Origin of the sequence: Streptomyces sp. NPDC052396 (assembly GCF_044593195.1) — a bacterium.
In the GTDB taxonomy this organism is placed as follows: Bacteria; Actinomycetota; Actinomycetes; order Streptomycetales; family Streptomycetaceae; genus Streptomyces.
In genome coordinates, this window is record NZ_JBIUAW010000003.1 from 1 (window position 1) to 20822 (window position 20822).

At 71.3% G+C, this 20822-nt stretch carries 21 protein-coding genes; 6 read left to right on the forward strand and 15 right to left on the reverse strand.

The features are described 5' to 3' along the window. The first annotated feature begins 236 nt into the window (after nt 1-236). On the forward strand, nt 237-653 hold the full coding sequence (locus ACIHFE_RS08325) for a hypothetical protein (RefSeq protein WP_400105042.1): 417 nt from the start codon (nt 237-239) through the stop codon (nt 651-653). Nucleotides 654-950: 297 nt separating this feature from the next. Here ACIHFE_RS08325 and ACIHFE_RS08330 read toward each other — a convergent pair whose 3' ends face one another. Then, nucleotides 951-2564, reverse strand: a complete 1614-nt coding sequence (locus tag ACIHFE_RS08330) for an APC family permease (protein ID WP_400105043.1) — start codon at nt 2562-2564, stop codon at nt 951-953. 181 nt (nt 2565-2745) lie between these two features. Here ACIHFE_RS08330 and ACIHFE_RS08335 point away from each other — a divergent pair, with 181 nt between their 5' ends. Further along, a complete protein-coding gene (locus ACIHFE_RS08335) occupies nt 2746-3393 on the forward strand; it encodes a DUF4360 domain-containing protein (protein WP_400105044.1) in 648 nt (215 codons plus the stop codon). Nucleotides 3394-3467: 74 nt separating this feature from the next. Further along, nucleotides 3468-4121: a DUF4360 domain-containing protein gene (locus tag ACIHFE_RS08340; RefSeq protein WP_400105045.1), complete on the forward strand. Its 654-nt coding sequence runs from the start codon at nt 3468-3470 to the stop codon at nt 4119-4121. A gap of 11 nt (nt 4122-4132) precedes the next feature. Here ACIHFE_RS08340 and ACIHFE_RS08345 read toward each other — a convergent pair whose 3' ends face one another. Next, nucleotides 4133-5107 carry a winged helix-turn-helix domain-containing protein gene (locus ACIHFE_RS08345; protein WP_400105046.1) on the reverse strand — a complete coding sequence of 325 codons (975 nt, stop codon included), beginning with the start codon at nt 5105-5107 and terminating at the stop codon, nt 4133-4135. A gap of 86 nt (nt 5108-5193) precedes the next feature. On the opposite strand from ACIHFE_RS08345, the gene ACIHFE_RS08350 reads away from it, so the two are divergent. Further along, complete coding sequence (locus tag ACIHFE_RS08350) at nt 5194-6387, forward strand: alpha/beta hydrolase (protein WP_400105047.1); 1194 nt, start codon at nt 5194-5196, stop codon at nt 6385-6387. Nucleotides 6388-6389: 2 nt separating this feature from the next. On the opposite strand, the gene ACIHFE_RS08355 is transcribed toward ACIHFE_RS08350, so the two are convergent. From ACIHFE_RS08355 to ACIHFE_RS08400, 10 genes are all read right to left on the reverse strand, one after another. Further along, nucleotides 6390-6992, reverse strand: coding sequence for a class I SAM-dependent methyltransferase (locus ACIHFE_RS08355; RefSeq protein ID WP_400105048.1), 603 nt, complete (start codon nt 6990-6992; stop codon nt 6390-6392). Nucleotides 6993-6994: 2 nt separating this feature from the next. Continuing rightward, the gene (locus ACIHFE_RS08360) at nt 6995-7648 is read right to left on the reverse strand and encodes an HAD family hydrolase (protein ID WP_400105049.1); all 654 of its coding nucleotides are present in this window, start codon (nt 7646-7648) and stop codon (nt 6995-6997) included. Then, a complete protein-coding gene (locus tag ACIHFE_RS08365) occupies nt 7645-8388 on the reverse strand; it encodes a tyrosine-protein phosphatase (protein WP_400105050.1) in 744 nt (247 codons plus the stop codon). Before ACIHFE_RS08365 ends, ACIHFE_RS08360 begins: the two co-directional genes overlap by 4 nt. 183 nt (nt 8389-8571) lie before the next feature. After that, on the reverse strand, nt 8572-10755 hold the full coding sequence (locus ACIHFE_RS08370; RefSeq protein WP_400105051.1) for a 3-hydroxyacyl-CoA dehydrogenase NAD-binding domain-containing protein: 2184 nt from the start codon (nt 10753-10755) through the stop codon (nt 8572-8574). A gap of 59 nt (nt 10756-10814) precedes the next feature. Next, nucleotides 10815-12029 carry an acetyl-CoA C-acetyltransferase gene (locus ACIHFE_RS08375; protein WP_400105052.1) on the reverse strand — a complete coding sequence of 405 codons (1215 nt, stop codon included), beginning with the start codon at nt 12027-12029 and terminating at the stop codon, nt 10815-10817. Nucleotides 12030-12060: 31 nt separating this feature from the next. Continuing rightward, nucleotides 12061-13203 carry an acyl-CoA dehydrogenase family protein gene (locus ACIHFE_RS08380; RefSeq protein ID WP_400105053.1) on the reverse strand — a complete coding sequence of 381 codons (1143 nt, stop codon included), beginning with the start codon at nt 13201-13203 and terminating at the stop codon, nt 12061-12063. Continuing rightward, complete coding sequence (locus ACIHFE_RS08385; RefSeq protein WP_400105054.1) at nt 13200-14357, reverse strand: CaiB/BaiF CoA transferase family protein; 1158 nt, start codon at nt 14355-14357, stop codon at nt 13200-13202. The genes ACIHFE_RS08380 and ACIHFE_RS08385 overlap by 4 nt, the downstream gene beginning before the upstream one ends. 140 nt (nt 14358-14497) lie before the next feature. Continuing rightward, nucleotides 14498-14866: an MmcQ/YjbR family DNA-binding protein gene (locus tag ACIHFE_RS08390; protein WP_400105568.1), complete on the reverse strand. Its 369-nt coding sequence runs from the start codon at nt 14864-14866 to the stop codon at nt 14498-14500. A 59-nt stretch (nt 14867-14925) separates the two neighbouring features. Further along, complete coding sequence (locus ACIHFE_RS08395; protein ID WP_400105055.1) at nt 14926-15858, reverse strand: dihydrodipicolinate synthase family protein; 933 nt, start codon at nt 15856-15858, stop codon at nt 14926-14928. Between the two features lie 66 nt (nt 15859-15924). Beyond that, nucleotides 15925-16629, reverse strand: coding sequence for an endonuclease V (locus ACIHFE_RS08400; protein ID WP_400105056.1), 705 nt, complete (start codon nt 16627-16629; stop codon nt 15925-15927). A gap of 49 nt (nt 16630-16678) precedes the next feature. Between ACIHFE_RS08400 and ACIHFE_RS08405 the strand changes: the two genes are divergently transcribed. Further along, entirely contained in the window at nt 16679-16984 is a 306-nt protein-coding gene (locus ACIHFE_RS08405) for a YciI family protein (protein ID WP_400105057.1), read from the forward strand. Between the two features lie 276 nt (nt 16985-17260). Beyond that, nucleotides 17261-17674, forward strand: a complete 414-nt coding sequence (locus tag ACIHFE_RS08410; RefSeq protein ID WP_400105058.1) for an SsgA family sporulation/cell division regulator — start codon at nt 17261-17263, stop codon at nt 17672-17674. A gap of 6 nt (nt 17675-17680) precedes the next feature. Here the strand turns inward: ACIHFE_RS08410 and ACIHFE_RS08415 are convergent, their stop codons facing one another. The 3 genes from ACIHFE_RS08415 to ACIHFE_RS08425 all read right to left on the reverse strand — a co-directional run bounded on the left by ACIHFE_RS08415 (nt 17681) and on the right by ACIHFE_RS08425 (nt 20683). Then, nucleotides 17681-19111 carry a hypothetical protein gene (locus tag ACIHFE_RS08415; RefSeq protein WP_400105059.1) on the reverse strand — a complete coding sequence of 477 codons (1431 nt, stop codon included), beginning with the start codon at nt 19109-19111 and terminating at the stop codon, nt 17681-17683. Nucleotides 19112-19151: 40 nt separating this feature from the next. After that, entirely contained in the window at nt 19152-19634 is a 483-nt protein-coding gene (locus ACIHFE_RS08420; protein ID WP_400105060.1) for an inorganic diphosphatase, read from the reverse strand. 80 nt (nt 19635-19714) lie between these two features. Next, entirely contained in the window at nt 19715-20683 is a 969-nt protein-coding gene (locus ACIHFE_RS08425; RefSeq protein ID WP_400105061.1) for a DMT family transporter, read from the reverse strand. Between the last annotated feature and the right edge of the window lie 139 nt (nt 20684-20822).

The following is a 20822-nucleotide window of genomic DNA, read 5'->3' on the forward strand; positions in this document are numbered from 1 at the left end:
GAGTGCGGTCACGAGGGTGGTCAAGTTCGTCGTCACAAACGGATCTTGAGCACCCTCGCCTCATGCCCGCAGGCATTCGGAAAGACTCGTCTAGGCACAATGCCGTTGCGATACGGGTCGGCTGGTGGTGGCCGGCCGGTAGAGCCGGCGTTTATGCCGTGTTGATCGGCCCTCGCCACAGTGCACGCAGTCAACCGGCCGACAAGCGGCCGGCCTTGCGGACCAAGGAGCTTGTTATGCGTGCACGGACGATCAGGCGCGGCGCCGGTATGGCCCTCGCCGCGGCGGCGCTGACCACCACGATGGCCGTGGCGGGCACCGGTACCGCCTCCGCTTCCACCGGAGGTGGCTGCGCCGGCCCCACCTACAAGAACGTGTGCATCTCCGACCACAACAACGGCCGCATCGGCGCCGACGCCTACCTCAACTTCGGCAACATCGACTCCCGTTGCTATATGGACTTCGGGGTCTTCGACAAGACCAGCTGGTCCTTCGCCACGTCCCAGGCGGTTTCCTGCCAGAACGGCTACCAGCACCTCGGCATCGAGCTGACCAATCCCGCCCAGGGCCACGACTATGTGGGCTTCGTTCATGTGCACTGGACGGGCGACTCCAACTCGGACGGCACGGACAGCGCCGTCCTGCACTACTGAGGGAAGCCTGGGCGTGCCCATTGAGGGCGCGCCCGCGTGGTGGCGGAGTCGTCCGCTGAGCTGAACGTAGCTCGGACCGGTGCCGCTGCTACACGGCCCAGCAGGCGGGCGCCGGTTGAGTGGGCGAGGTTGTCGACCCGGCGCCCGGGCAGCTCACCGCGCGTCCAGGTGGGGCAGGCCGGCCAGGACCCCGGCGGCGGCGACCGGCGGTCAGCCGGAGTGGGCCACGGACGGCGCCTGCCTGTCCACCAAGGTGCACATCACCGCGCTCTGCAGCGCCTTGGCGGCTTGTCTCCGTCAACTCTCCGGCCCGCCGTGGGGGTTGACCGCCGCCCCGGCGGTCAACTGCCGCAGGCCCGCCCGCACTGCCCAGAAGAAGATGCCCAGCGCCACACAGGCGACCAAGAGGGAGTCATAGGGGGCGGGCAGCCGGCCCGAGCCCTTGAAGGAGCCGAGCCAGGAGAGGGCCGTCAGAGCCGCGAGATAGACGATCAGCCAGGCGCCGGTGCGGAGTTCGGCGGCGAGCGGGGAGCCGTCCGGGTAGGAGCGCCGCATCACCAGGAAGATCAGCAGGCCGGCCAGCACCAGCGGCAGGGCCAGCCGCAGATCGTGCCAGCCCGACCAGTACACAAACTCGCTTGCCACCACAAAGCTGACCGGCGCGATCCAGCGCAGGCCGGGTACCCAGCCGGCCATGCGTGCGCCGGGTTCCCGCCGGAAGACGGCCACCGCCACCGCCGAGGCGGCGTAGATCAGCAGGTACATATCGCCCATGATGCTGACGATGCGCTGCCAGCCGCCGACCGGCAGCAGAAAGACGATGATCACGGCGAGGTTCAGCACAAGCGCCGGGTGCGGGATGCCATTGCGCTGGCTGACATGCATAAAGATGCGGGGCAGGGTGCGGTTCTTGGCAAGGGCATAGGTGTGCCGGGCGTCGATCGCCACGCCGACATACGCCGATCCGCCCGGCGAGACAACGGCGTCCGCATAGAGCAGGGTGGACAGCCAGTGCAGATTGAAGATCAGCGCCAGCTCACCGAAGGGCGACTCGAAGTTGACGCCCTGCCAGCCATGGCCGAGCAGGCTCTCCGGGACGGCGAACAGAAAGGCCAGTTGCAGGGCCAGATACATCAGCAGGGCCAGCCCGATGCCGGTGAGCACCGAGGCGGGGATGGTTCTACGGGGATGGCGGGCCTCGCCGGAGAAGTCCAGCGGGGCCTGGAAGCCGTTGACCGAGTAGACGACCCCGCCGCCGGCGAGTGCGGACAGACAGGCCGCATAACCGTAAGGCGCAAATCCGCCGTGGTCGGTCAGGCGTCCGGAGTGCCATCCGGAGGCGAGCAGCGCGGCCACCGTGACGATCGGCATGATGATTTTAAAGGCGGACACCAGGTTGTTCAGCCGTGCGAACGTCCGTACCGCGAACCAGTTCAGCGCCGTCAGTACCGTACTCAGCGCGACCGCGACGCCCAGGCCCTTGGCGCTGAGCGTATGGCCGTTGTACAGGCCGGGCAGATAGTGGTTGGCGTACTGCATGATCGCGCTGATCTCGGCCGCCGTGCCGCCCACGGACAGCAGGACCGACCAGCCGACGAGGGTGCCGACCACCCGGCCGGAGGCGTACAGCGGCCAGCGGACCGTCCCGCCGCCCTCCGGCCGTGAGGCACCCAGTTCGATCATGACCAAGGCCACCAGCCCGCACAGCACCCCCGCGCCCACCCAGGTCAGCAGGGAGGCGGGTCCGGCCGCCTGAGCCGCGTACATGGCGGCGAACAGCCAACCGGAGCCGACGATATTGGAGAAGCCGATCGCCGTCAGCGCCCAGAAGCCGAGGTCCCGGCGCAACCGCCGCTCCTGTACGGCCTCCTGGGGCAGGCCGTCCTGCGTCGGCGTCGGATGATCCGGCATGTCACCGTCCTCCTGGCTCGGCGGTCGCCCGGGGCTGCCCCGGGTTGAGCGCCACCCTAAGGGCGGGGAGCGCGCGGCGGCCGTATCCGGAGTCGGCTCAATTTTGACCTGTGCATGTCTTTGGGTTGGCGGTGGCATGGACCGCGCGGAATCCACCCGCGAAGCGGTAGGAGGAATCCCCATGTTGAGATCAATGGTGATCGGCAGTGCGGCCGTGGCGCTTATGACCGCCATGGCCTCGCCCTCATCGGCCACCGCCAAGGCCGGTCCGCCGCCGCCGGACCGGGTCGTGATCGATGTGGTGTCCGTCAATGGCTCGGGCTGCCCCGCCGGAACGGCCGCGGTGGCGGTCGCGCCGGACAACACCGGCTTCACCATCTCGTACAGCAACTACCTGGCCCAGGTGGGGTTCGGTGCCAAGCCGACCGACTTCCGCAAGAACTGCCAGCTCGGCCTGAACATCCATGTCCCGCAGGGCTTCACCTATGCCATCGCCGAGGCCGACTACCGGGGCTTCGGCTCCCTGGCGAGCGGGGCCACCGGCCTGGAGAAGGCCAGCTACTACTTCCAGGGCATGTCGCGGACGACCTCCGTGACCCACAACTTCGCCGGCCCGCTCTCCGAGGACTGGCAGACCACCGATGTCACGGACTCCGCCTCCCTGGTCTACGCCCCGTGCGGCGCGGAGCGGATCCTCAATGTCAACACCGAGCTGCGAGTGAACGCGGGCACCTCGGATCCGTCGACGACCAACAGCTTTATGACGATGGACTCCACGGACGGCAGCATCAACACCCTCTACCACTTCTCCTGGAAGGAATGCCCCTGAGGTGGTGAACAGGGCGTCGCTGACGACGCCTTGGTGATGGCCGACGGGGGCCTGGCCGAGGGAAAGGGATCTCCATGCTCAGACCGGTGATGGTCGCCAGCGCGGGAGCGGCGCTGCTGGCGGCTTCGATTTCGCCGACCATGGCCGCTCCTGTGACCGGGGCGCCGCCGCCGGACAAAATCGTGATCGATGTGGTGTCCGTCAATGGTTCGGGCTGCCCCGCGGGGACGGCGAATGTGCTGGTCTCCCCGGACAACACCGCCTTCACCGTGTCCTACAGCGAATACACCGCTCAAGTGGGCGTCGGCACCAAGCCGACGGACTTCCGCAAGAACTGCCAGCTCAGCTTGAATATGCATGTTCCGCAGGGCTTCACCTACGCGGTGGCCGGCGCCGACTACCGGGGCTTCGCCCATCTGGAAAAGGGAGCCAAGGGCCTGGAAAGGGCCAACTACTACTTCCAGGGCATGCCGCAGACCACTTACACCGAGCACCACTTCACCGGTCCGGCGAGCGACGACTGGCAGGCGTCCGACACCACGGATATCAATTCCCTGGTCTACGCGCCCTGCGGAGCCATGCGCTACTTCAACATCAACACCGAGTTACGGGTGGACGCCGGAACGTCGGATCCGACCACGACGACCAGCCTGCTGTCGATGGACTCCACGGACGGCAGCGTCAACACCCTTTACCACTTCTCCTGGAAGCAGTGCCCCGGGGAATAGCCGCCCAGGCCTCAGCCGGCCGGTGGGCCGTCCAGGCCGCCGACCAGCAGGCCGCCCAAGGCGGTTATCCGGTGCCGCACCCCCCGCCCGGCACGGACCGTGGTGATCAGTCCCGCGCCACGCAGGGCCGCGGTGTGGGCCGAGGCCGTGGCATCGCTGACGCCCAGGCGACGGGCCAGCTCGCCGGTGGAGTGTTCCTCGGTGAGCAGGAGCAGCAGCCGCAGGCGGGTCCGGCCCAGGACGGCGGCCAGGGCGCCCTCGGGGTTCCCGCCGCCGTCCGGAGTGAGCGGCAGTCCGGGGCCCGCGGGATAGGTCAGCGCCAGGGGCCGGCCGGGCAGGTCGGCGAGCAGCGGATGGCCGGTCCAGTGAAAGGTGGGCTGAGGCAGCAGGCCCCGGCCGTGGAGGTGGATATCACGGTCGAAGGGGGCCGCCAGCTCCCAGCGGCCGTCGTGGAGTCGGGAGCCGGGTAGCAGGGTGCCGAGCGCCGTGCCGATGCCATGTTCGGCGACGGTCATGGCGTGCCGAGTGAACTCCGCCCGGTGCAGGTCCTGGACAAGGGGCCAGACGGGGCCGAGCACCGTGTCGAAGGCGGCGCGCTGGGCATGGCCCACGGTGCGCCAGGCGGTGGCCTCGCCTTGGTGCAGGCCGCGGATCCAGGGCGGGGCCGGGGAGTTGGCGTAGACCCGCTCGAGCTCGGCGCGGACGAACTCCGGGCTGAGGGACCGCAGGGCGTCCAGCCCCTGTGGCAGGGTGGGGGCGAGGACATCGAGGAAGGCGGGCGCCCGGCCGCCGGGCACCAGGTCGGCCAGTGGTTCGGCGGCCGGCGGCAGGGTGCGCAGCAGGCGTTGCCGCCAGCGGCCGTAGAGCAGTTGGTGTTCCCGGCCGGACAGCATCAGCAGGGCGCTGTGCAGTTCGTGGAGTTGAGCGGGGCGGGGTGCGAACCGTACGGCGGCGAAGTCGGCGGCCGTGAGGTGGATCCGGATCACTACGCTCCTTGGCGGCGCCGCACCATCGTTTAGGGCAGGGTCCAAAGCATCGCCCGGCCGGCCCGCCGGGCGGCAGCCTTTGGGCCATGGCCCTTTCCTCACGCACTGTAGACCGACGGACCCTCCTCCGTTCCACCGCCCTGGCCGCCGCCGGCCCGCTGCTGCCGGGCACCGCGCGGGCCCGGACCGCGGAGGGCCGCACCCTGCGGCTGCCGCCGCCCACCGGCCCCTGCCCGCTGGGAGTCACCACCCTGTATCTGGTGGACCGGCGCCGGCGGGATCCCTGGGACGGCAGTCCGATGCGGGAGGTGATGGTCAGCGTTTTCTATCCCGCGCTGAGCACCCATGGCCATCCGGTCACCCGGCAGTTGACGCCACAGGCCGTGCCGCACTTTCAGGACATCGATGTACCGGTACACGGCCTGCCCGTGTCGGGGGTGGACTGGGCGGCCACCCGGACCCACGCCCACCTCGGCGCGCCCGCGCGGCCGGAGCGCCGGCCGGTGCTGCTCTACAGCCCGGGCGGCGGTGACCCGCGCACTCTGGGCACCTCGCTGGCCGAGGAACTGGCCGGCCATGGACGGGTGGTGGTGACCGTGGATCACCCCGGGGACGGCAGCGAGGTCGAGTTCCCGGTGCCCCGGAAGGGCCGGAAGCTGGTCCGGGACACCATTCTCCGGGCCGACCCACGCGATGACCCCAGGCTGTTCCGCGCTCTGATCGACATCCGGATCGCCGATCTGCGCTTTGTGCTGGACCAGTTGGCCGAGCTGGCGGCCGGACGGAACCCGGATGCCGCCGGGCGGCCCCTGCCCAAGCACCTCGGCCGGGCATTGGACTTGCGCCGGGTGGGGGTCTACGGCCACTCCGCGGGCGGTACCGCGGTGGCGGAGGTGATGCACCGGGACCGCCGCGTCGCGGCCGCGGTCAACCTGGAGGGCTATCTGGACCAGCCGTCGGGGGAACTGTTCCCGGTGGCCCGGGACGGGGCCGACCGCCCGCTGCTTCTGCTGGGCACCGACGGCTTCCAGGGCCGGCCCTATGAATCCTCCTGGGCGGCCACGCTGGCGCACTCCCATGGTCACGCCGGCCGGGACCGGCTCGGCCATGCCCGGCACTGGGTGTTCACCGACTACGCGGCCCTGGCACCGCAGTTGCAGGCGGCCGGACTGATGAGCCCGGAGAGCCGGGACCGGCTGGTGGGCACCGTCGACCCGGCCCGCTCGGTGCCCGCGGTGCGCGACCGGCTGGGGGCGTTCTTCGCCCGGCACCTGGGCTGATCTCATCGTGCCCGGTCGCGGCCGAGGCACAGATGGCTCCAGCGGATGCCGTCCCGGCCCAGGCTGTCCCCGTCCTCGGCATGGTGCAGGACGGCCAGGCCGTGCTCCCGGGCCGACTCCATGACCTCCTGGGCCGGCACCTCGAACATCCGCCGCCCGGCGGGCACCGGGCCATGACGCAGGGAGAGCACCAACCGGCCGCCGGGCGCCAGCAGTCCGGTGACCCGGGCCATGGCCGTGCGGCGCCGGGCCGGGTCCAGGTGCATCCATACCGCGCTGGCCAGGATGAGGTCGAAGCGCTCGTCCCGGGCGGTGAGCAGCGGCAGTTCGGGCAGCGCGTCGTCCAGCCACTCGATGTCCTGGTCGGCGTGCAGGCGTTGGCCGTGTGCCCGCAGCTCGGCGGTGGGCTCGGCGGCCACCACCCGGTGGCCCCGTGCGGCGAGGGCGGCCGCGTCCCGGCCGGTGCCCGCCCCGATGTCCAGGACGCGGCCGGGCGGGTCGGGGAACAGATGCAGGGTGTGCCGGTGGACGTGGGCGAAGCTCACGCTCTCGTACTGAACGGCGAGCCGGTCGGCCTCGGCCGCGTAGCCCGCGTTGCTTGCCATGGTCATCCGAACTCGGCCAGCAGGGCGGGCAGTTTGCGCATATCGTCGAAGACCACGGTGTCCGGACCGGCCAGCCAGTCGGCGGGGGTGAGTCCGCCCGCGTAGCCGAAGGAGCGCATTCCGGCGGCGCGGGCCGCCTGGACTCCGTACTTGCTGTCCTCGACCACCGCACAGGCGGCCGGCGCCACACCCATGGTGGCGGCGGCGTGCAGGAACAGATCGGGGGCCGGCTTGCCATGGGCCACCTCGGTGGCGCTGAAGATACGGCCCTCGAAGTGCGGGTAGAGGCCGGTGACGCCCAGGGTGTGGCGCATCTTGTGGTGGGTGCCGCTGGAGGCGACACAGGTGGGGAGGGTGATGGCGGCCAGCGCCTCGCTGATGCCCGCCACCTCGGTCAACTCGGCGTCCACCGCGGTGCGGTGCAGTTCCTCGAACCGGGCGGCCCAGACGGCGGCCGCCTCCTCGTCCAGCCGGGAGGCGATCTCGGCTTCCACGGAGACGGCGGACCGGCCGACGAACAGGTTCAGCACATCCTGTTCGGTCAGCGGCCAGCCCAGTTCGGCGCCGATGCGCACATTGGCCCGGACCGCCAGGGGTTCGCTGTCCACCAGCACCCCGTCGCAGTCGAAGATGACCAGTTCAATGGGGTGGATCACGCGGAACCTGCCGGGGTGAGGAGCGAGTTGCGGAGCTGCTCGGCCAACTGCTCGTCCACGCCGAGGACTTCGGTGGTGTAGCCGCGTACCGATCCATGGGCGGCGGCGAGGTCGGCCAGGAAGAGCCGTATCACCTGTTCCGGGGCCCGGCCATAGCCGGGCCAGCGCATGGTCCGGTCCGGGTGGGCGGCCTGCCAGTCGGCCAGCAGCCGGGCGGTGGCCAGTTCGGTGACGGCGAAGTCGGCGGCGATGTCGTCCTCGGAGACGCCCAGCAGGGACAGCACCAGCGCGGCGATCAGGCCGGTGCGGTCCTTGCCGGAGGCGCAGTGGAAGACCAGCGGTCCGCCGTCCCCGTCGGCGATGACCTCCAGCGCAGTCCGGATCTCCTTGGCGCCGTCCATGGCCACCTCGGCATAGCGGTCGGCGAGGTAGCGCCAGGGGTCCAGGGCCGGGTCGATCTCGGCCTGGTCATAAGGGCGGTGTTCGATGCTGAGGTTGTGGTAACTCAGCCCGTCGCGGCCGGGGACCGCTCCCCTGGCCTCGATCTCCCAGGGGTAGCGCAGGTCGATCACGGTGCGGATGCCAAGTGCGCGGAAGCGGTCGAGGTCCTGGCCCTGGAGCTTGCCCAGCGAGTCCGAGCGGTAGAGGCGCCGCCAGCGCAGGGAGCGGCCCTCGTCGGTGCGATAGCCGCCCAGGTCACGGAAGTTGTGAAGGCGATCGAACGCGATGTGTCTCGTCACCCGGAAAATTTAACCCGGTTGGGCCCGCATCGAAAGGATCAAGCGGGTTCGGGATCCGATTCCGGGCAGGGGCTGCGGGGTTCGGGCCGTGCGCCTTGAGGTGCGGGCCGTCCGTGGCTGGTCGCGCCGACGCGGCGGAGCCGCATGAGGTATCCGCCCCGCGCCCCTGACGGGGCGCCCCCCTCAGTCCGTGAAGACCTCGCCCTTCTCCGCCTTGGCCAGCAACAGCCCCGGCGGGGTGAAGCGTTCGCCATAGGTGGCCGCCAACTCCTGTGCCCGGCCGATGAATCCGGGCAGGCCGCCCGGGTAGCCGTTGATGTACTGCAGCGCGCCGCCCGTCCAGCCGGGGAAGCCGATGCCCAGGATGGAGCCGATGTTGGCGTCCGCGACCGAGGTGAGGACGTTCTCCTCCAGGCAGCGCACGGTGTCCAGCGCCTCGGCGAAGAGCATCCGCTCCTTGATGTCCTCGAAGGGGACGGCCGCCTGCTCCTTGCCGAAGTGTTCGGCCAGTCCGGGCCACAGGCCGCCGCGCTTGCCCTCCGCGTCATAGTCGTAGAAGCCCGCGCCGCCGCTGCGGCCGGTGCGGCCGAACTCCTCCACCATGCGGGAGATGACGGTGTCGGCGGGGTGCGGGGTCCAGGTGCCGCCCGCCGCCTCCACCGCCCGCCGGGTCTCCTCACGGATCCTGCGCGGCAGGGTGAGGGTCAGCTCGTCCATCAGGGAGAGCACCTTGGCCGGGTAGCCGGCCTGGGCGGCGGCCTGTTCCACGGAGGCGGCGGGCACGCCCTCGCCCACCATGGCCACGCCCTCGTTGATGAACTGGCCGATGACCCGGGAGGTGAAGAAGCCCCGCGAGTCATTGACCACGATGGGGGTCTTGCGGATCAGGCGCACCAGGTCGAAGGCGCGGGCCAGTGCCTCCTCGCCGGTCCGCTCCCCCTTGATGATCTCCACCAGCGGCATCTTGTCGACGGGCGAGAAGAAGTGCAGGCCGATGAAGTCGGCGGGGCGCTCCACCCCTTCGGCGAGCACGGTGATGGGCAGGGTGGAGGTGTTGGAGCACAGCAGGGCGTCGGGGGCCACAATGTGCTGGATCTCCTGGAAGACCCGGTGTTTGAGGGCCGGATCCTCGAAGACCGCCTCGATCACCGTGTCACAGCCGGCCAGGTCGGCCGGGTCGGCGGTGGGGGTGATCCGGCTCAGCAGTTCATCACGCCTGGCCTCGGTGGTACGGCCCTTGGCCAGTGCCTTGGCGAGCAGGCCTTCCGCATACGCCTTGCCCTTGCGGGCGTTGTCCAGGGACACATCCTTGAGGATGACCTCAAGGCCGGCCTTGGCGCAGGAGTAGGCGATGCCGGCGCCCATCATCCCGGCGCCCAGCACCGCCACCTTGCGCACCGGGCGCTGCTCGATGCCGGCCGGGCGGCTGCGGCCGGCGTTGACGGCCTGGAGGTCGAAGAAGAAGGCCTGGATCATGTTCTTGGCGGTCTGGCCGGTGGCCAGGTCCACAAAGTAGCGGGACTCGATCAGCTGGGCGGTCTCGAAGTCGACCAGTGAGCCCTCCACGGCGGCGGCCAGGATGTTGCGCGGGGCCGGGTAGGGCGCGCCGCCCGTCTGCTTCCGCAAGTTGGCCGGGAAGGCCGGGAGGTTGGCGGCGAACTTGGGGTGCGCGGGCGTACCGCCGGGGATCTTGTAGCCCTTGGCGTCCCAGGGCTGGCGGGACTTGGGGTGGGCGGTGATGAAGGCCCGGGCCTGGGCCAGCATCTCGTCCACGCTGCCGGCGACTTCATGGACCAGTCCGGCTTCCAGGGCGCGCCGGGGGTCGTACTGGGTGCCCTGGAGCAGCACCTTGAGCAGGGCGTCGGTGATGCCCAGCAGGCGTACGGTGCGGGTGACGCCACCGCCGCCGGGCAGCAGGCCCAGGGTGACCTCGGGCAGGCCGATCTTCGATCCGGGGGCGTCCAGGGCGATCCGGTGGTGACAGGCCAGCGCGATCTCGTAACCGCCGCCCAGCGCGGCGCCGTTGAGGGCGGCGACCACCGGCACGCCCAGGGTCTCGATACGGCGCAGGTCGCGCTTGACCTGCTGGCAGGCGTCCAGGGCCTGCTGGGCCCGGTCGGGGGTGATGGCGATCAGTTCGCGCAGGTCGCCGCCGGCGAAGAAGGTCTTCTTGGCGGAGGTGACGATGATGCCGCGGACCGAGTCCCGTTCGGCTTCCAGGCGGTCGGCGACCTCGGTCAGCGATGCCTGGAAGTCGCGGTTCATGGTGTTTGCGGACTGGTTGGGGTCGTCCAGGACGAGGGTGACGACGCCTTCGCCGTCCCGCTCCCAGCGGATGGTCTTGCTGTTCTGACTGCTCTGGCTCATGTCGGGGATCTCCGTGAGGGGGTGGTGGCCGGGACCTGTCTGACGGCTCGGACTCTTCGCTAGAGGCGTTCGACGACGGTGGCGATGCCCATGCCGCCGCCCACACACAGGGTGATCAGGCCATAGCGCTTGTCCTGCCGCTCCAGTTCGTCCACCACGGTGCCCAGCAGCATGGCCCCGGTGGCGCCCAGCGGGTGGCCCAGGGCGATGGCGCCGCCATTGACGTTGATCTTCTCCAGGCCGATGCCCATGTCCTGGGCGAACCTCAGCACCACCGCGGCGAAGGCCTCATTGATCTCGATCAGATCGATGTCCTCGATGGTGAGCCCGGCCTTGGCCAGTGCCTTGCGGGTGGCGGGGGCGGGGCCGGTGAGCATGATGGTGGGCTCGGAGCCGGAGACCGCGGCGGAGACGATCCGGGCCCGGGGGGTGAGGCCATAACGTTCGCCCACCGCGCGGCTGCCGATGGCCACCAGGGCGGCGCCGTCCACGATGCCGGAGGAGTTGCCGGCGTGGTGGACATGGTCGATCTTCTCGATCCAGTGGTACTTCTGCAGTGCCACCGCGTCAAAGCCGCCGGCCTCGCCGATGCCGGCGAAGGACGGCTTGAGGGCGGCCAGGCTCTCGGCGGTGGTGCCGGGGCGCGGGTGCTCGTCCCGGTCCAGCACGACCAGGCCGGCGCGGTCGCGTACCGGCACCACGGAGCGGTCGAAGCGGCCGTCCTTCCAGGCGGCCGCGGCCAGTTCCTGGGAGCGGGCCGCGAAGGAGTCCACATCGTGCCGGGTGAAGCCGCCGATGGTGGCGATCAGGTCGGCGCCCACGCCCTGCGGGATGAAGCCGGTGTCCAGGTTGGTCATCGGGTCGCCGAACCAGGCGCCGCCGTCGGAGGCCATCGGCACCCGGGACATCGACTCCACGCCGCCCGCCAGCACCAGGTCCTCCCAGCCGGAACGGACCTTGGCCGCGGCCAGGTTGACGGCCTCCAGGCCGGAGGCACAGAAGCGGTTCTCCTGGACGCCGGCCACGGTGTCCGGCAGCCCGGCGGCGATGGCGGCGATCCGGGCGATATCGGAGCCCTGTTCGCCGACCGGGCTGACCACGCCCAGCACAATGTCGTCGATGGCGGCCGGGTCCAGGCCCGGGAAGCGGTCGCGGAGTTCCCGGATCAGTCCGGTCACCAGGTCGATGGGCTTGGTGGCATGCAGGGCGCCATTGGCCTTGCCGCGCCCGCGCGGGGTGCGGATGGCCTCGTAGACATAGGCTTCGGTACTCAACTGGGGTGCCTTTCCGGGTGGTTGGGGGTGATCAGCGGAGCAGGGAACGGCCGATGATCTCCTTCATGATCTCGGTGGTGCCGCCGTAAATCGTCTGGACACGGCCGTCGGTGAAGGCCCTGGCGACCCGGTACTCGGTCATATAGCCATAGCCGCCGTGCAGTTGCAGACAGCGGTCGGCCACCCGCTTCTGCAGCTCGGTCGCCCACCACTTGGCCATCGAGGCATGCACCGTGTCCAGCTCGCCCCGGCTGTGGTCGGCGATGCAACGGTCCAGGAAGGTACGGGTGACGGCGCACTCGGTGGCCATCTCCGCGATCTCGAAGCGGATGTGCTGGAGCTTGGCCAGCGGACGGCCGAAGGCCTCGCGCTGTTTGACATAGCCGGTGGTGATCTCCAGCAGGTGCTCGGCGGCCGCGATGGCGGCCACCGCGATGGACAGCCGCTCCTGGGGCAGGTGGTGCATCAGGTGCACGAAGGCGCCATTGCGCTCGCCGAGCAGGTTCTCCTTGGGCACCCGGACATCGGTGAAGAACAACTCGGCGGTGTCCTGGGACTTCTGGCCGATCTTGTCCAGATTTCGGCCGCGTTCAAAGCCGGGCATGCCCCGCTCCACCACCAGCAGGCTCAGGCCCTTGGCGCCGCCCTCGGGGGTGGTTCTGGCCACCACGATCACCAGGTCGGCCAGGATTCCATTGGAGATAAAGGTCTTGGCACCGTTGAGCACCCAGTGGTCGCCGTCCTCGGTGGCGGTGGTGCGGATGCCCTGGATGTCGGAGCCGGCGCCCGGTTCGCTCATGGCGATGGCGGTGATGAGCTCCCCGGAGCAGAAGCCGGGCAGCCAGCGCTGCTTCTGCTCCTCGGTGGCCAGCGAGGTGAGGTACGGGCCGATGATGTCGTTGTGCAGGCCGATGGCGAAGCCGGGCGCCCCGGCCCGGGTGAACTCCTCGGTGAGCACGGCGCTGTAGCGGAAGTCGGCGGTGCCTCCGCCGCCGTACTCCTCGGGCACGGCCAAGCCCAGCAGCCCCTGCCGGCCGGCCGCGCGCCAGGCGTCGCGGGAGACGATGCCGTCCCGCTCCCACTGCTCGTAGTGCGGGGTGACCTCCTTGGCCAGGAAGGTCCGGACGGTCTCCCGGAAGGCATGGTGCTCGGCCTCGAAGAGCTGGCGCTTCATGGCTGTTGTCCCTTCTGGCCGGGGAGGGCGACACCCCAGTCCCGTGCGACTTCGGTGGTGTGGGCGCCCGGTTGAGCGGGGGGACGGCGCAGCGCGCCGGGGGTGGCGGAGAAGCGCGGGGCGGGTGCGGGCTGGGTGATGCCCTGGTGCTCGGTGAAGGTGCCGCGCTCGGCGAGGTGCGGATGGTGCGGGGCCTCGCGCAGCGAGAGGACGGGGGCCACACAGGCGTCGGAGCCGGCGAAGACCTCGCTCCAGTGGGCGCGGGTGTGCTGCCGGAAGCGCTCGGCGATGGCGGTGCGCAGCTCCGGCCAGCGGGCCGGGTCGGTGCGGGCGCCGGTGAGGTGCCCGATGCCCAGCCGCCGGGTGAACTCGGCCCAGAACCGCTCTTCCAGCGCGCCCACCGCCATGTACTGGTCGTCGGCGGTGCGATAGGTGCCGTAGAAGGGGGCGCCGCCGTCCAGCAGATTGGCCCGGCGGCGGTCCTGCCAGCCGCCGGCCGCCAGCATGCCGTGCAGCATGGCGGTCAGATGGGCGGTGCCGTCCACGATGGCGGCGTCCACCACCTGGCCGGTGCCGGTGGTACGGGCGTGCTGGAGGGCGGCCAGCACCCCGATGACCAGGTAGAGGGAGCCTCCGGCGTAGTCGCCCAGCAGATTGGCCGGGGCGCAGGGGGGTTCACCGGGCTCGCCGGTGAGGGCGAGGGCGCCGGTGACGGCGATATAGCCGAGGTCATGGCCGGCGGTATGGGCGAGCGGGCCGTGCTGGCCCCAGCCGGTCATCCTTCCGTACACCAGGCGGGGGTTGCGTTCCAGGCACTGCTCGGGGCCGACGCCCAGCCGTTCGGCGACCCCGGGGCGGTAGCCCTCCAGCAGGATGTCGGCCCGTTCCGCCAGGGCCAGCACGGTGGGCGGCCCCTGCTCGCTCTTGAGGTCGAGCAGCACCGAACGCTTGTTGCGGTTGGTGATGTCGAAGCGGGGGTCGATGTGCAGGCCGGGGCCGCCGGGGCGGTCCACCCGCACCACATCGGCGCCGAGGTCGGCCAGCAGCATGGCGGCGAAGGGGCCGGGGCCGATGCCGGCCAGTTCCAGCACCCGCACTCCGGCGAGCGGGCCGTCTTCCGTTCCGGCCGGTGGGCCGCTTTCCGTCGCCGCCATACAGCCCCCAGGTGGTGATGACCCCGCTATGACACAACTGCTGTAACACTCGTGATGCTACGGATGCTAGGAACGTGTTCCAGTTTTCACAAGCCCCCGCGTGGCGGCGCAAGTCGGCGCCGGGCGGGCCCTTTTGACGGTCAGCCGTCGAGCCGGGCGATCAGCCGCTTGGGGGCGACCACCCGGTAGCTCTCCTCGACCCAGTCGCACAGCAGCTCCGCCGGGGCGCTCTCGCCGGTCAGCGGGACGGTCACCCAGCCGGCCCGGCCCAGGCCGTACGCGGTGGGGGTGGCACCCGGGACGGCGAGGGCATGGCCGTGCGCCTCCTCGTTCTTGAGCTTGACGCTGATGCGGGCGGTCCCGGTGTCCCCGTCCGCGCCCAGGAAGACAAAGATCTTCTTGTTGACCTTGGCCACGGCATGGTCCGACCAGGGGAACTCCTCCACGGCCCCGGGCAGGGACAGGGCGAACTCACGGACTCGGGCGCGGGTCTTCAGGGGGTCGGCCATGGCGGCGGTGCCTCCGGGGGTCTGGTGCTGGGTACCGCTCACGCTAGCCCCCACCACTGTCAGCGCAGTCCGGCCCCGGCCAGCAGGGCGCGGACGGTGCGCACGGCGGGCTCCGGCAGCAGATACCCGGCGGCGGTGGCCGGGTGGCCGATGACGCCCAGCAGGTGCAGGGCGGTCTTGAAGCCGGCCAGGGCGGAGGCCGAGCCGCTCATTCCGGGCGGTGTTCCGGCGCCCGCGTCCACCAGCGCGAACAGGGCGGCCAGCCGGTCCTGTTCGGCGGCGGCCGCCGGCCAGCGGCCGGCCCGGGCATGCTCGTACAGGCGCACATAGCCGGCCGGATCGACGTTGCCGAGCCCCGGGACCACCCCCTGGGCACCGCCCAACAGGGCTCCGTCCACGGTGAGTTCCGACCCGGTGAGTACCGAGAAGACATCCTCCAGGCCACGTTCGCGCAGGGCCACCAGCAGGCGGCGCAGGCTGCCCAGGTCGCCGCTGCTGTCCTTGAGCCCGGCCAGGGTGCGGTCCTCGGCGAGGGCCAGCAGGGTCGCCGCCGGGAGCTTGCCGTGTACGGCGGGCGGGATGTCATAGGCGATCAGCGGCAGGTCCACGGCGGCGCGGATGCGGCGGTAGTGGTCGGCGGTCTCGGCGGGATGGGTGCCGGTGTAGTACGGGGCGGTGGCCACCAGCGCGGTGGCCCCGGCCGCGGCGGCGGTACGGGCGTGGGCCAGCACCCGGGGGGTCGTCATATCGATGACGCCCGCCAGCACCGGGACCCGGCCCGCGGCCGCCTCGGCCACCGTCTCCAGGACGGTGCGGCGCTGGGGGTCGGTGAGGAAGGCCGCCTCGCCGCTGGTGCCGAGGGCGAAGAGGGCGCTTGCCCCGGCGTCCAGAGTGCGGTTGACGAGGCTGGTGAGGGATGCGGTGTCCACCTCGCCCCGTGGGGTGAACGGGGTGCACAACGGGGGTACGACACCGGTCAGTTGGGATCTCATTTTCGGCCGCCTCCGGGGGTGGGATGCACGCGCCTTCGGCGCGTAGGCTGCCCAGCCGCCCACCCGTTACTCGGCGCCGGTCTCCGCCGCCAGCGCCCGGCGGCACAGGGAGTCGGCGGCGCGGGTGGTCTCCGGGAGGCGGAAGCCACGGGTCAGGGCCAGCACCTGGGCACAGGCGGCGTCCAGGCTCACCCGGTGGCCCACCGAGACAAACACCGGCTTGACGCCGGTCCGGGTGCGCAGCGCCCGGCCCACCTCCTCGCCGCCGTCCAGCAGGGGCGAGCTGTCCCCGCGCCGGGGGCCGGGATCCTGGTACCGGAAGGTGAAGGGGTTCTTGGCCACGCCCACGGCCGGCAGCCCGGTCAGCACCCCCAGATGGCTGGCCAGCCCGAAGCGGCGCGGGTGGGCCAGACCGTAGCCATCGCAGACCAGCAGGCCGGGGGTGACCGTCAGCCGCTCCAGCGCGGCCAGCACGGTGGGAATCTCCCGGAAGGCCAGCAGGCCGGGAACATAGGGGAAGGCGACCCGGCCGACGGCGGTGGCCTCCTCGACCACCTCCAGGGTGTGCGCGTCCAGCGCCACGGCCGCCGCCGCGACCACATCCCGCTCGTCGTCGTAGGCGACGTCCAGCCCGACGGCCAGCAGCGGCGCGCCCGGTGCCGGACCGGGCTCGTCCAGGATGACGCGGCCGCGCAGTTCGTCCTGGACGGCGCGGGCCCCGGCCTCGGTGGTGGGCCAGTCGGGCGGCAGATGGTCGGACTTGTCGTTCATAACGCGGCACGTTACGGGACCCGCCCCTGCGCGTCGTAGCCTGTCGATCATGTTCGTGATGGAGCTGACGTATATCGCGCCCCTGGACCGGGTGGAAGCCGCACACCCCGAGCATCTGGCCTGGCTGGACGCGCACTACGCATCCGGAGTCTTTATCGCCTCCGGCCGCAAGGAGCCCCGGGACGGCGGGGTGATCCTGGCGGTGGGCGAGGACCGGGCCAAGATCGAGGAGATCGCCAGGAGCGATCCCTTCTCGGTGGCGGGGGTGTGCGAGTACGAGATCACCGAGTTCTATGCCACCAAGACCGCGCCGGCCCTGGAACAGTACCGGCAGCCCAAACCGAATCGTCAGTAACTCGACCCCGCGCTTCCGGCCGGGGACCGGTGGCCGGTCCCCGGTCCGCGCGTGTCCGCAGGGCCATGACCGGTCCCAACGGGTTTGCCACGCTTGTGAGTTTGCTTGGGAATCCTCATAGAAAACCACAATTGCCTTGGTTTCCAAGGGCAGTGACGTATATCACTCTTGAATCAAGCACTACGGATGTCGTTCCGCCGTCTCACCCTGCGAAGGCCCAAGGACACCACCACCCGGACGTCACCCGCAAGCCAACCATCCGCAAGGGAGCAGGCGTTGTCCACTGTCATCGACCAGGCCGTTCAGGCTCGGCTCATCGCTTCGGCCGCCCGGCCCCGCGCGGTTCCCGCCCATCTGCGCTATGCGCGTACCGATCCTTATGCGGTGCACATCTCCTTTCCCCCGGCCGTCTCGCTGGACGGCGCGGAGGTCCAGTGGGCCTTTGCCCGCGAGCTGTTGGCCAGTGGTCTGCTGACCCCGGCGGGCCGGGGTGATGTCCGGGTGTGGCCGTGCGGGCCGCGCCGCACGGTGCTGGAGTTCCATGCGCGGGAGGGGGTGGCCATGGTGCAGATCGACACCGAGGAGCTGCGCGGCTTTCTGACCGCCTCCTACGCCCTGGTGCCGGCGGGCGGTGAGGCCGGGCTGCTGGATGTGGACTCCGGGGTGGCCGCGCTGCTGCGGCAGGCCTGAGCACGGTCAGCGGAGGTACACGCTCCAGTTGGTGCCCGGCAGCGGGTGCCGGTGCCAGTGGCGGGCGTACGGCGGCAGATAGCCGTCGGCCGGGTCGAAAAGCACGGCCAGGGGTTCGGCGGCCGCGGCGCGCAGCAGGCCGGCGGTGGTGGTCGAGCGGTTGTTGCCCATGGTCTGGGCCGAGGCACAGCCCGCCTCATAGCCGATGGGCTGGGCGCGTGGCCCGGTGACCAGGCAGGGCGCCCGCACGCCCAGCCGGCCCAGCTCCTGGGCGGCGCGCCGGTAACGCACCGCGGTGTCCCGGGCGTCGGCGGTGTTGTACCGCAACTCCCCCAGCTGGACGGCGAGATGGCCGGCGAGCACCACGCACAGCAGGGCGGTGGCCGGGGCCCGGACGGCCGGGGCGGGCAGTGCCCGTACCGTGCGGACCGCGAGGTCGGCGACGGGCAACGCCAGCAGGGCGTAGACCGGCAGCAGAAAGCGCGGGGCGGCGTAGTCGAGCAGCAGCAGATAGGGCACGGCCAGGGAGAGCGCACCGGCGACCGGGAGCAGGGTGACGGCGGGCTGTGGCCGGCGGACGGCCAGCGCACAGGCGGCCAGGGCGAGCGCGGGCAGCAGCAGCCACCACAGGGTGTGGGTCAGCGGCGGGGCGGCTATATGGCAGGGGCGGCACAGCTGGGGCCCGTCCAGGCTGCGGAAGGCGGCGCCCACCCCGGCGCCCGGCTTCTGGCCCATGCCGCCCTCGGTGTCGCTGGAGTCGGACAGCCGTTGCAGGATGCCGCCGAAGCGGATATATGCCTCGATGGCCCACTGCAGGCCGCCCAGCGCCAGTCCGCCCAGGACGGCGCCGGCCACCGCCGGGCGGCGCCAGGGCCGGGCCAGCGCACCGGCGGCGAGCAGGGGAAAGGCCAGCCAGACGCCGTCCGGGGCGCGCAGCAGGGTGGCGGCGGCCAGGGTGGCGGTGAGCCAGATCAGCGCCTTGCGGCGCTGTGGCGCGCCGTCGCGGGCCCGCAGGAACCAGCCGGTGGCGGCCACCGCGGCCAGCGCCAGCCAGAGGTTGGGCATCACCTCGGGGCCGCTGAGCACGGTGATCCACAAGGTGGCGAACAGCAGCGCCGCCAGGGCGGTCCGGCCCCTGGTGAGCAGGGGTTCCCACACCTTGAACGCGGCATAGAGCGCGGCCGCGGACAGCAGGGCCAGGGCGATGCGCAGGGTGAGTACGGAGGAGGTGACGGCGATCAGCGGAGCGGCGAGCAGGCTGATGCCGCGGGAGCGCGGGGCGCTGAAGTAGGCGGCGGGGGTACGGGGATCCAGCTGGGAGAGGTAGACGGTCTCGTCCCAGCCCAGGTCCATGTGTACGACGGCATAGCAGAGTTGCAGTACCGCGAAGCCGGCGGCTACTGCGAGAAGGGGGACGGCGGCGCGGTACTTGGCCATGGCTCGTTGTACCGCATCAAGCTGTGTGCCGGCCGGGCGGTCACCCTTCCGCGCGGGCCCGGGACGCGGTGATCTCCCGTTCCGCCGCCGCCCGGTCGCCCCAACAGGCCCCGTCCACCGACTTGCCCGGCTCCAGTTCCTTGTAGACCTCGAAGAAGTGCTGGATCTCCAGCCGGTCGAACTGCGGCAAGTGCCGCAGGTCACGCAGGTGTTCCTGGCGGGGGTCGGCGGCCGGGACGCACAACACCTTGATGTCCTCGCCCTGTTCGTCGCGCATCCGGAACATCCCGATCGCCCGGCAGCGGATCACCACGCCCGGGAAGGTGGGCTCGCCGCCCGCCAGCACCAGGGCGTCCAGCGGTTCACCGTCGGCGCCCAGGGTGCCCTCGACATAGCCGTAGTCGGCCGGGTAGCGGGTGGAGGTGAACAGCAGCCGGTCCAGCCGGATGCGGCCGCGCTGGTGGTCCATCTCATACTTGTTGCGGCTGCCTTGCGGGATCTCCACCACGACGTCGAAGTCCACGGGCTCTCCTCTTCCAGGGGGCGACGGCCCCATGGTGGCGCGGGGAGCCCGTCCGCACCACGGCCCGAACGGACTGGCCCTCAGGCCGACTTGGAACCACAGCGGGCCATGGTCCGCCGGCCGCGGGAACGGGCTCTGGGCACCAGGGTCTCCGGGGGCCGGCCGGGCAGCGCCGGCATCGGCGCCGGTGCCTCCAGGGCCGGGGACGGTGCGGTCGCGGGGGCGGTGAGGTCCGCCTCCCGGAAGGTCAGCACCACCACTCCGGCGGCGGTGACCGCGCCGGCCGCCACGGCCAGCAGGGCGCCGGCCGGTCCGTACCGGAAGGCCTCGCCCAGCACCACGATGCCCACGGCCGCGGCCACCACCGGGTTGACCACGGTCAGGGTGGCCAGCGGCGCCGCCAGCCCGGCGCCCCGGTAGGCGGACTGGGAGATCAGCATGCCCGCGGGGGCCAGCAGCGCTATGGCGCCCAGGCTCACCCCCAGGGCGGCCAGGTGGTGCGCGGTGAGATCCTCGGCGACGGCCTTGGTGAACACCGAGGCCATCCCGAAGGCGGCGCCGGCCGCGGTGGCCAGCACCACCCCGCGCACCACCGGGCGTCTGCTCCAGTGCGCGGCGAGCATCAGCCCGGCCATCGCACCGAGCACCCCCAGCGCGAGCGCGGGGCGCTCGGAGCCGGCGAGGTGCTCGGTGCGCGGCGGGCCGGTCAGGGTGAGCAGCCCGGCCAGCCCGGCGGTGGCCAGTAACGCCCCCCGCCAGCCGGCCGCCCCGACCGGGCGGCGGACGAACCAGGCGGCCATGGGCAGCGCGAAGACTATGGTCAGCGCCCCCAGTGGCTGCACCAGACTCAGCGGACCGTAGGCCAGGGCCAGCACATGCAGGCCCGCGCCGAGGCCGGTGAGTGCCACCGCGCCCCACCAGGCAGGGCGGGTGAGCACCTGCCGGGCGCCGCCGGGGAGGGCGGCGATGCGTTCCTGCACGATGGCGGCGGCCGCATAGGCGACGGCGGACACCAGGCAGAGCAGCACCGAGATCGTCAGTGCGCTCACGACTCGCCTCTGCGGTCCGTACCGTGGTCGTCCATACCTCCCACCATGCCTGGCCCCGCCCGTTCCGTCGTCGTCCCTGGGTACGGGGTTGTTCCTACTCCTGGGGGAGTACGGGTACCGGATTCCCTAGGGGACAGCA

Bases quoted from the DNA above. Each gene is read 5' to 3' on its own strand.
- ACIHFE_RS08380 (WP_400105053.1), bottom strand. From the start codon at position 13,203: ATGAAGCGCCAGCTCTTCGAGGCCGAGCACCATGCCTTCCGGGAGACC.
- ACIHFE_RS08370 (WP_400105051.1), bottom strand. From the start codon at position 10,755: ATGAGCCAGAGCAGTCAGAACAGCAAGACCATCCGCTGGGAGCGGGAC.
- ACIHFE_RS08325 (WP_400105042.1), top strand. From the start codon at position 237: ATGCGTGCACGGACGATCAGGCGCGGCGCCGGTATGGCCCTCGCCGCG.
- ACIHFE_RS08405 (WP_400105057.1), top strand. From the start codon at position 16,679: ATGTTCGTGATGGAGCTGACGTATATCGCGCCCCTGGACCGGGTGGAA.
- ACIHFE_RS08330 (WP_400105043.1), bottom strand. From the start codon at position 2,564: ATGCCGGATCATCCGACGCCGACGCAGGACGGCCTGCCCCAGGAGGCC.
- ACIHFE_RS08335 (WP_400105044.1), top strand. From the start codon at position 2,746: ATGTTGAGATCAATGGTGATCGGCAGTGCGGCCGTGGCGCTTATGACC.
- ACIHFE_RS08400 (WP_400105056.1), bottom strand. From the start codon at position 16,629: ATGAACGACAAGTCCGACCATCTGCCGCCCGACTGGCCCACCACCGAG.
- ACIHFE_RS08340 (WP_400105045.1), top strand. From the start codon at position 3,468: ATGCTCAGACCGGTGATGGTCGCCAGCGCGGGAGCGGCGCTGCTGGCG.
- ACIHFE_RS08395 (WP_400105055.1), bottom strand. From the start codon at position 15,858: ATGAGATCCCAACTGACCGGTGTCGTACCCCCGTTGTGCACCCCGTTC.
- ACIHFE_RS08390 (WP_400105568.1), bottom strand. From the start codon at position 14,866: ATGGCCGACCCCCTGAAGACCCGCGCCCGAGTCCGTGAGTTCGCCCTG.
- ACIHFE_RS08355 (WP_400105048.1), bottom strand. From the start codon at position 6,992: ATGGCAAGCAACGCGGGCTACGCGGCCGAGGCCGACCGGCTCGCCGTT.
- ACIHFE_RS08350 (WP_400105047.1), top strand. From the start codon at position 5,194: ATGGCCCTTTCCTCACGCACTGTAGACCGACGGACCCTCCTCCGTTCC.
- ACIHFE_RS08385 (WP_400105054.1), bottom strand. From the start codon at position 14,357: ATGGCGGCGACGGAAAGCGGCCCACCGGCCGGAACGGAAGACGGCCCG.
- ACIHFE_RS08415 (WP_400105059.1), bottom strand. From the start codon at position 19,111: ATGGCCAAGTACCGCGCCGCCGTCCCCCTTCTCGCAGTAGCCGCCGGC.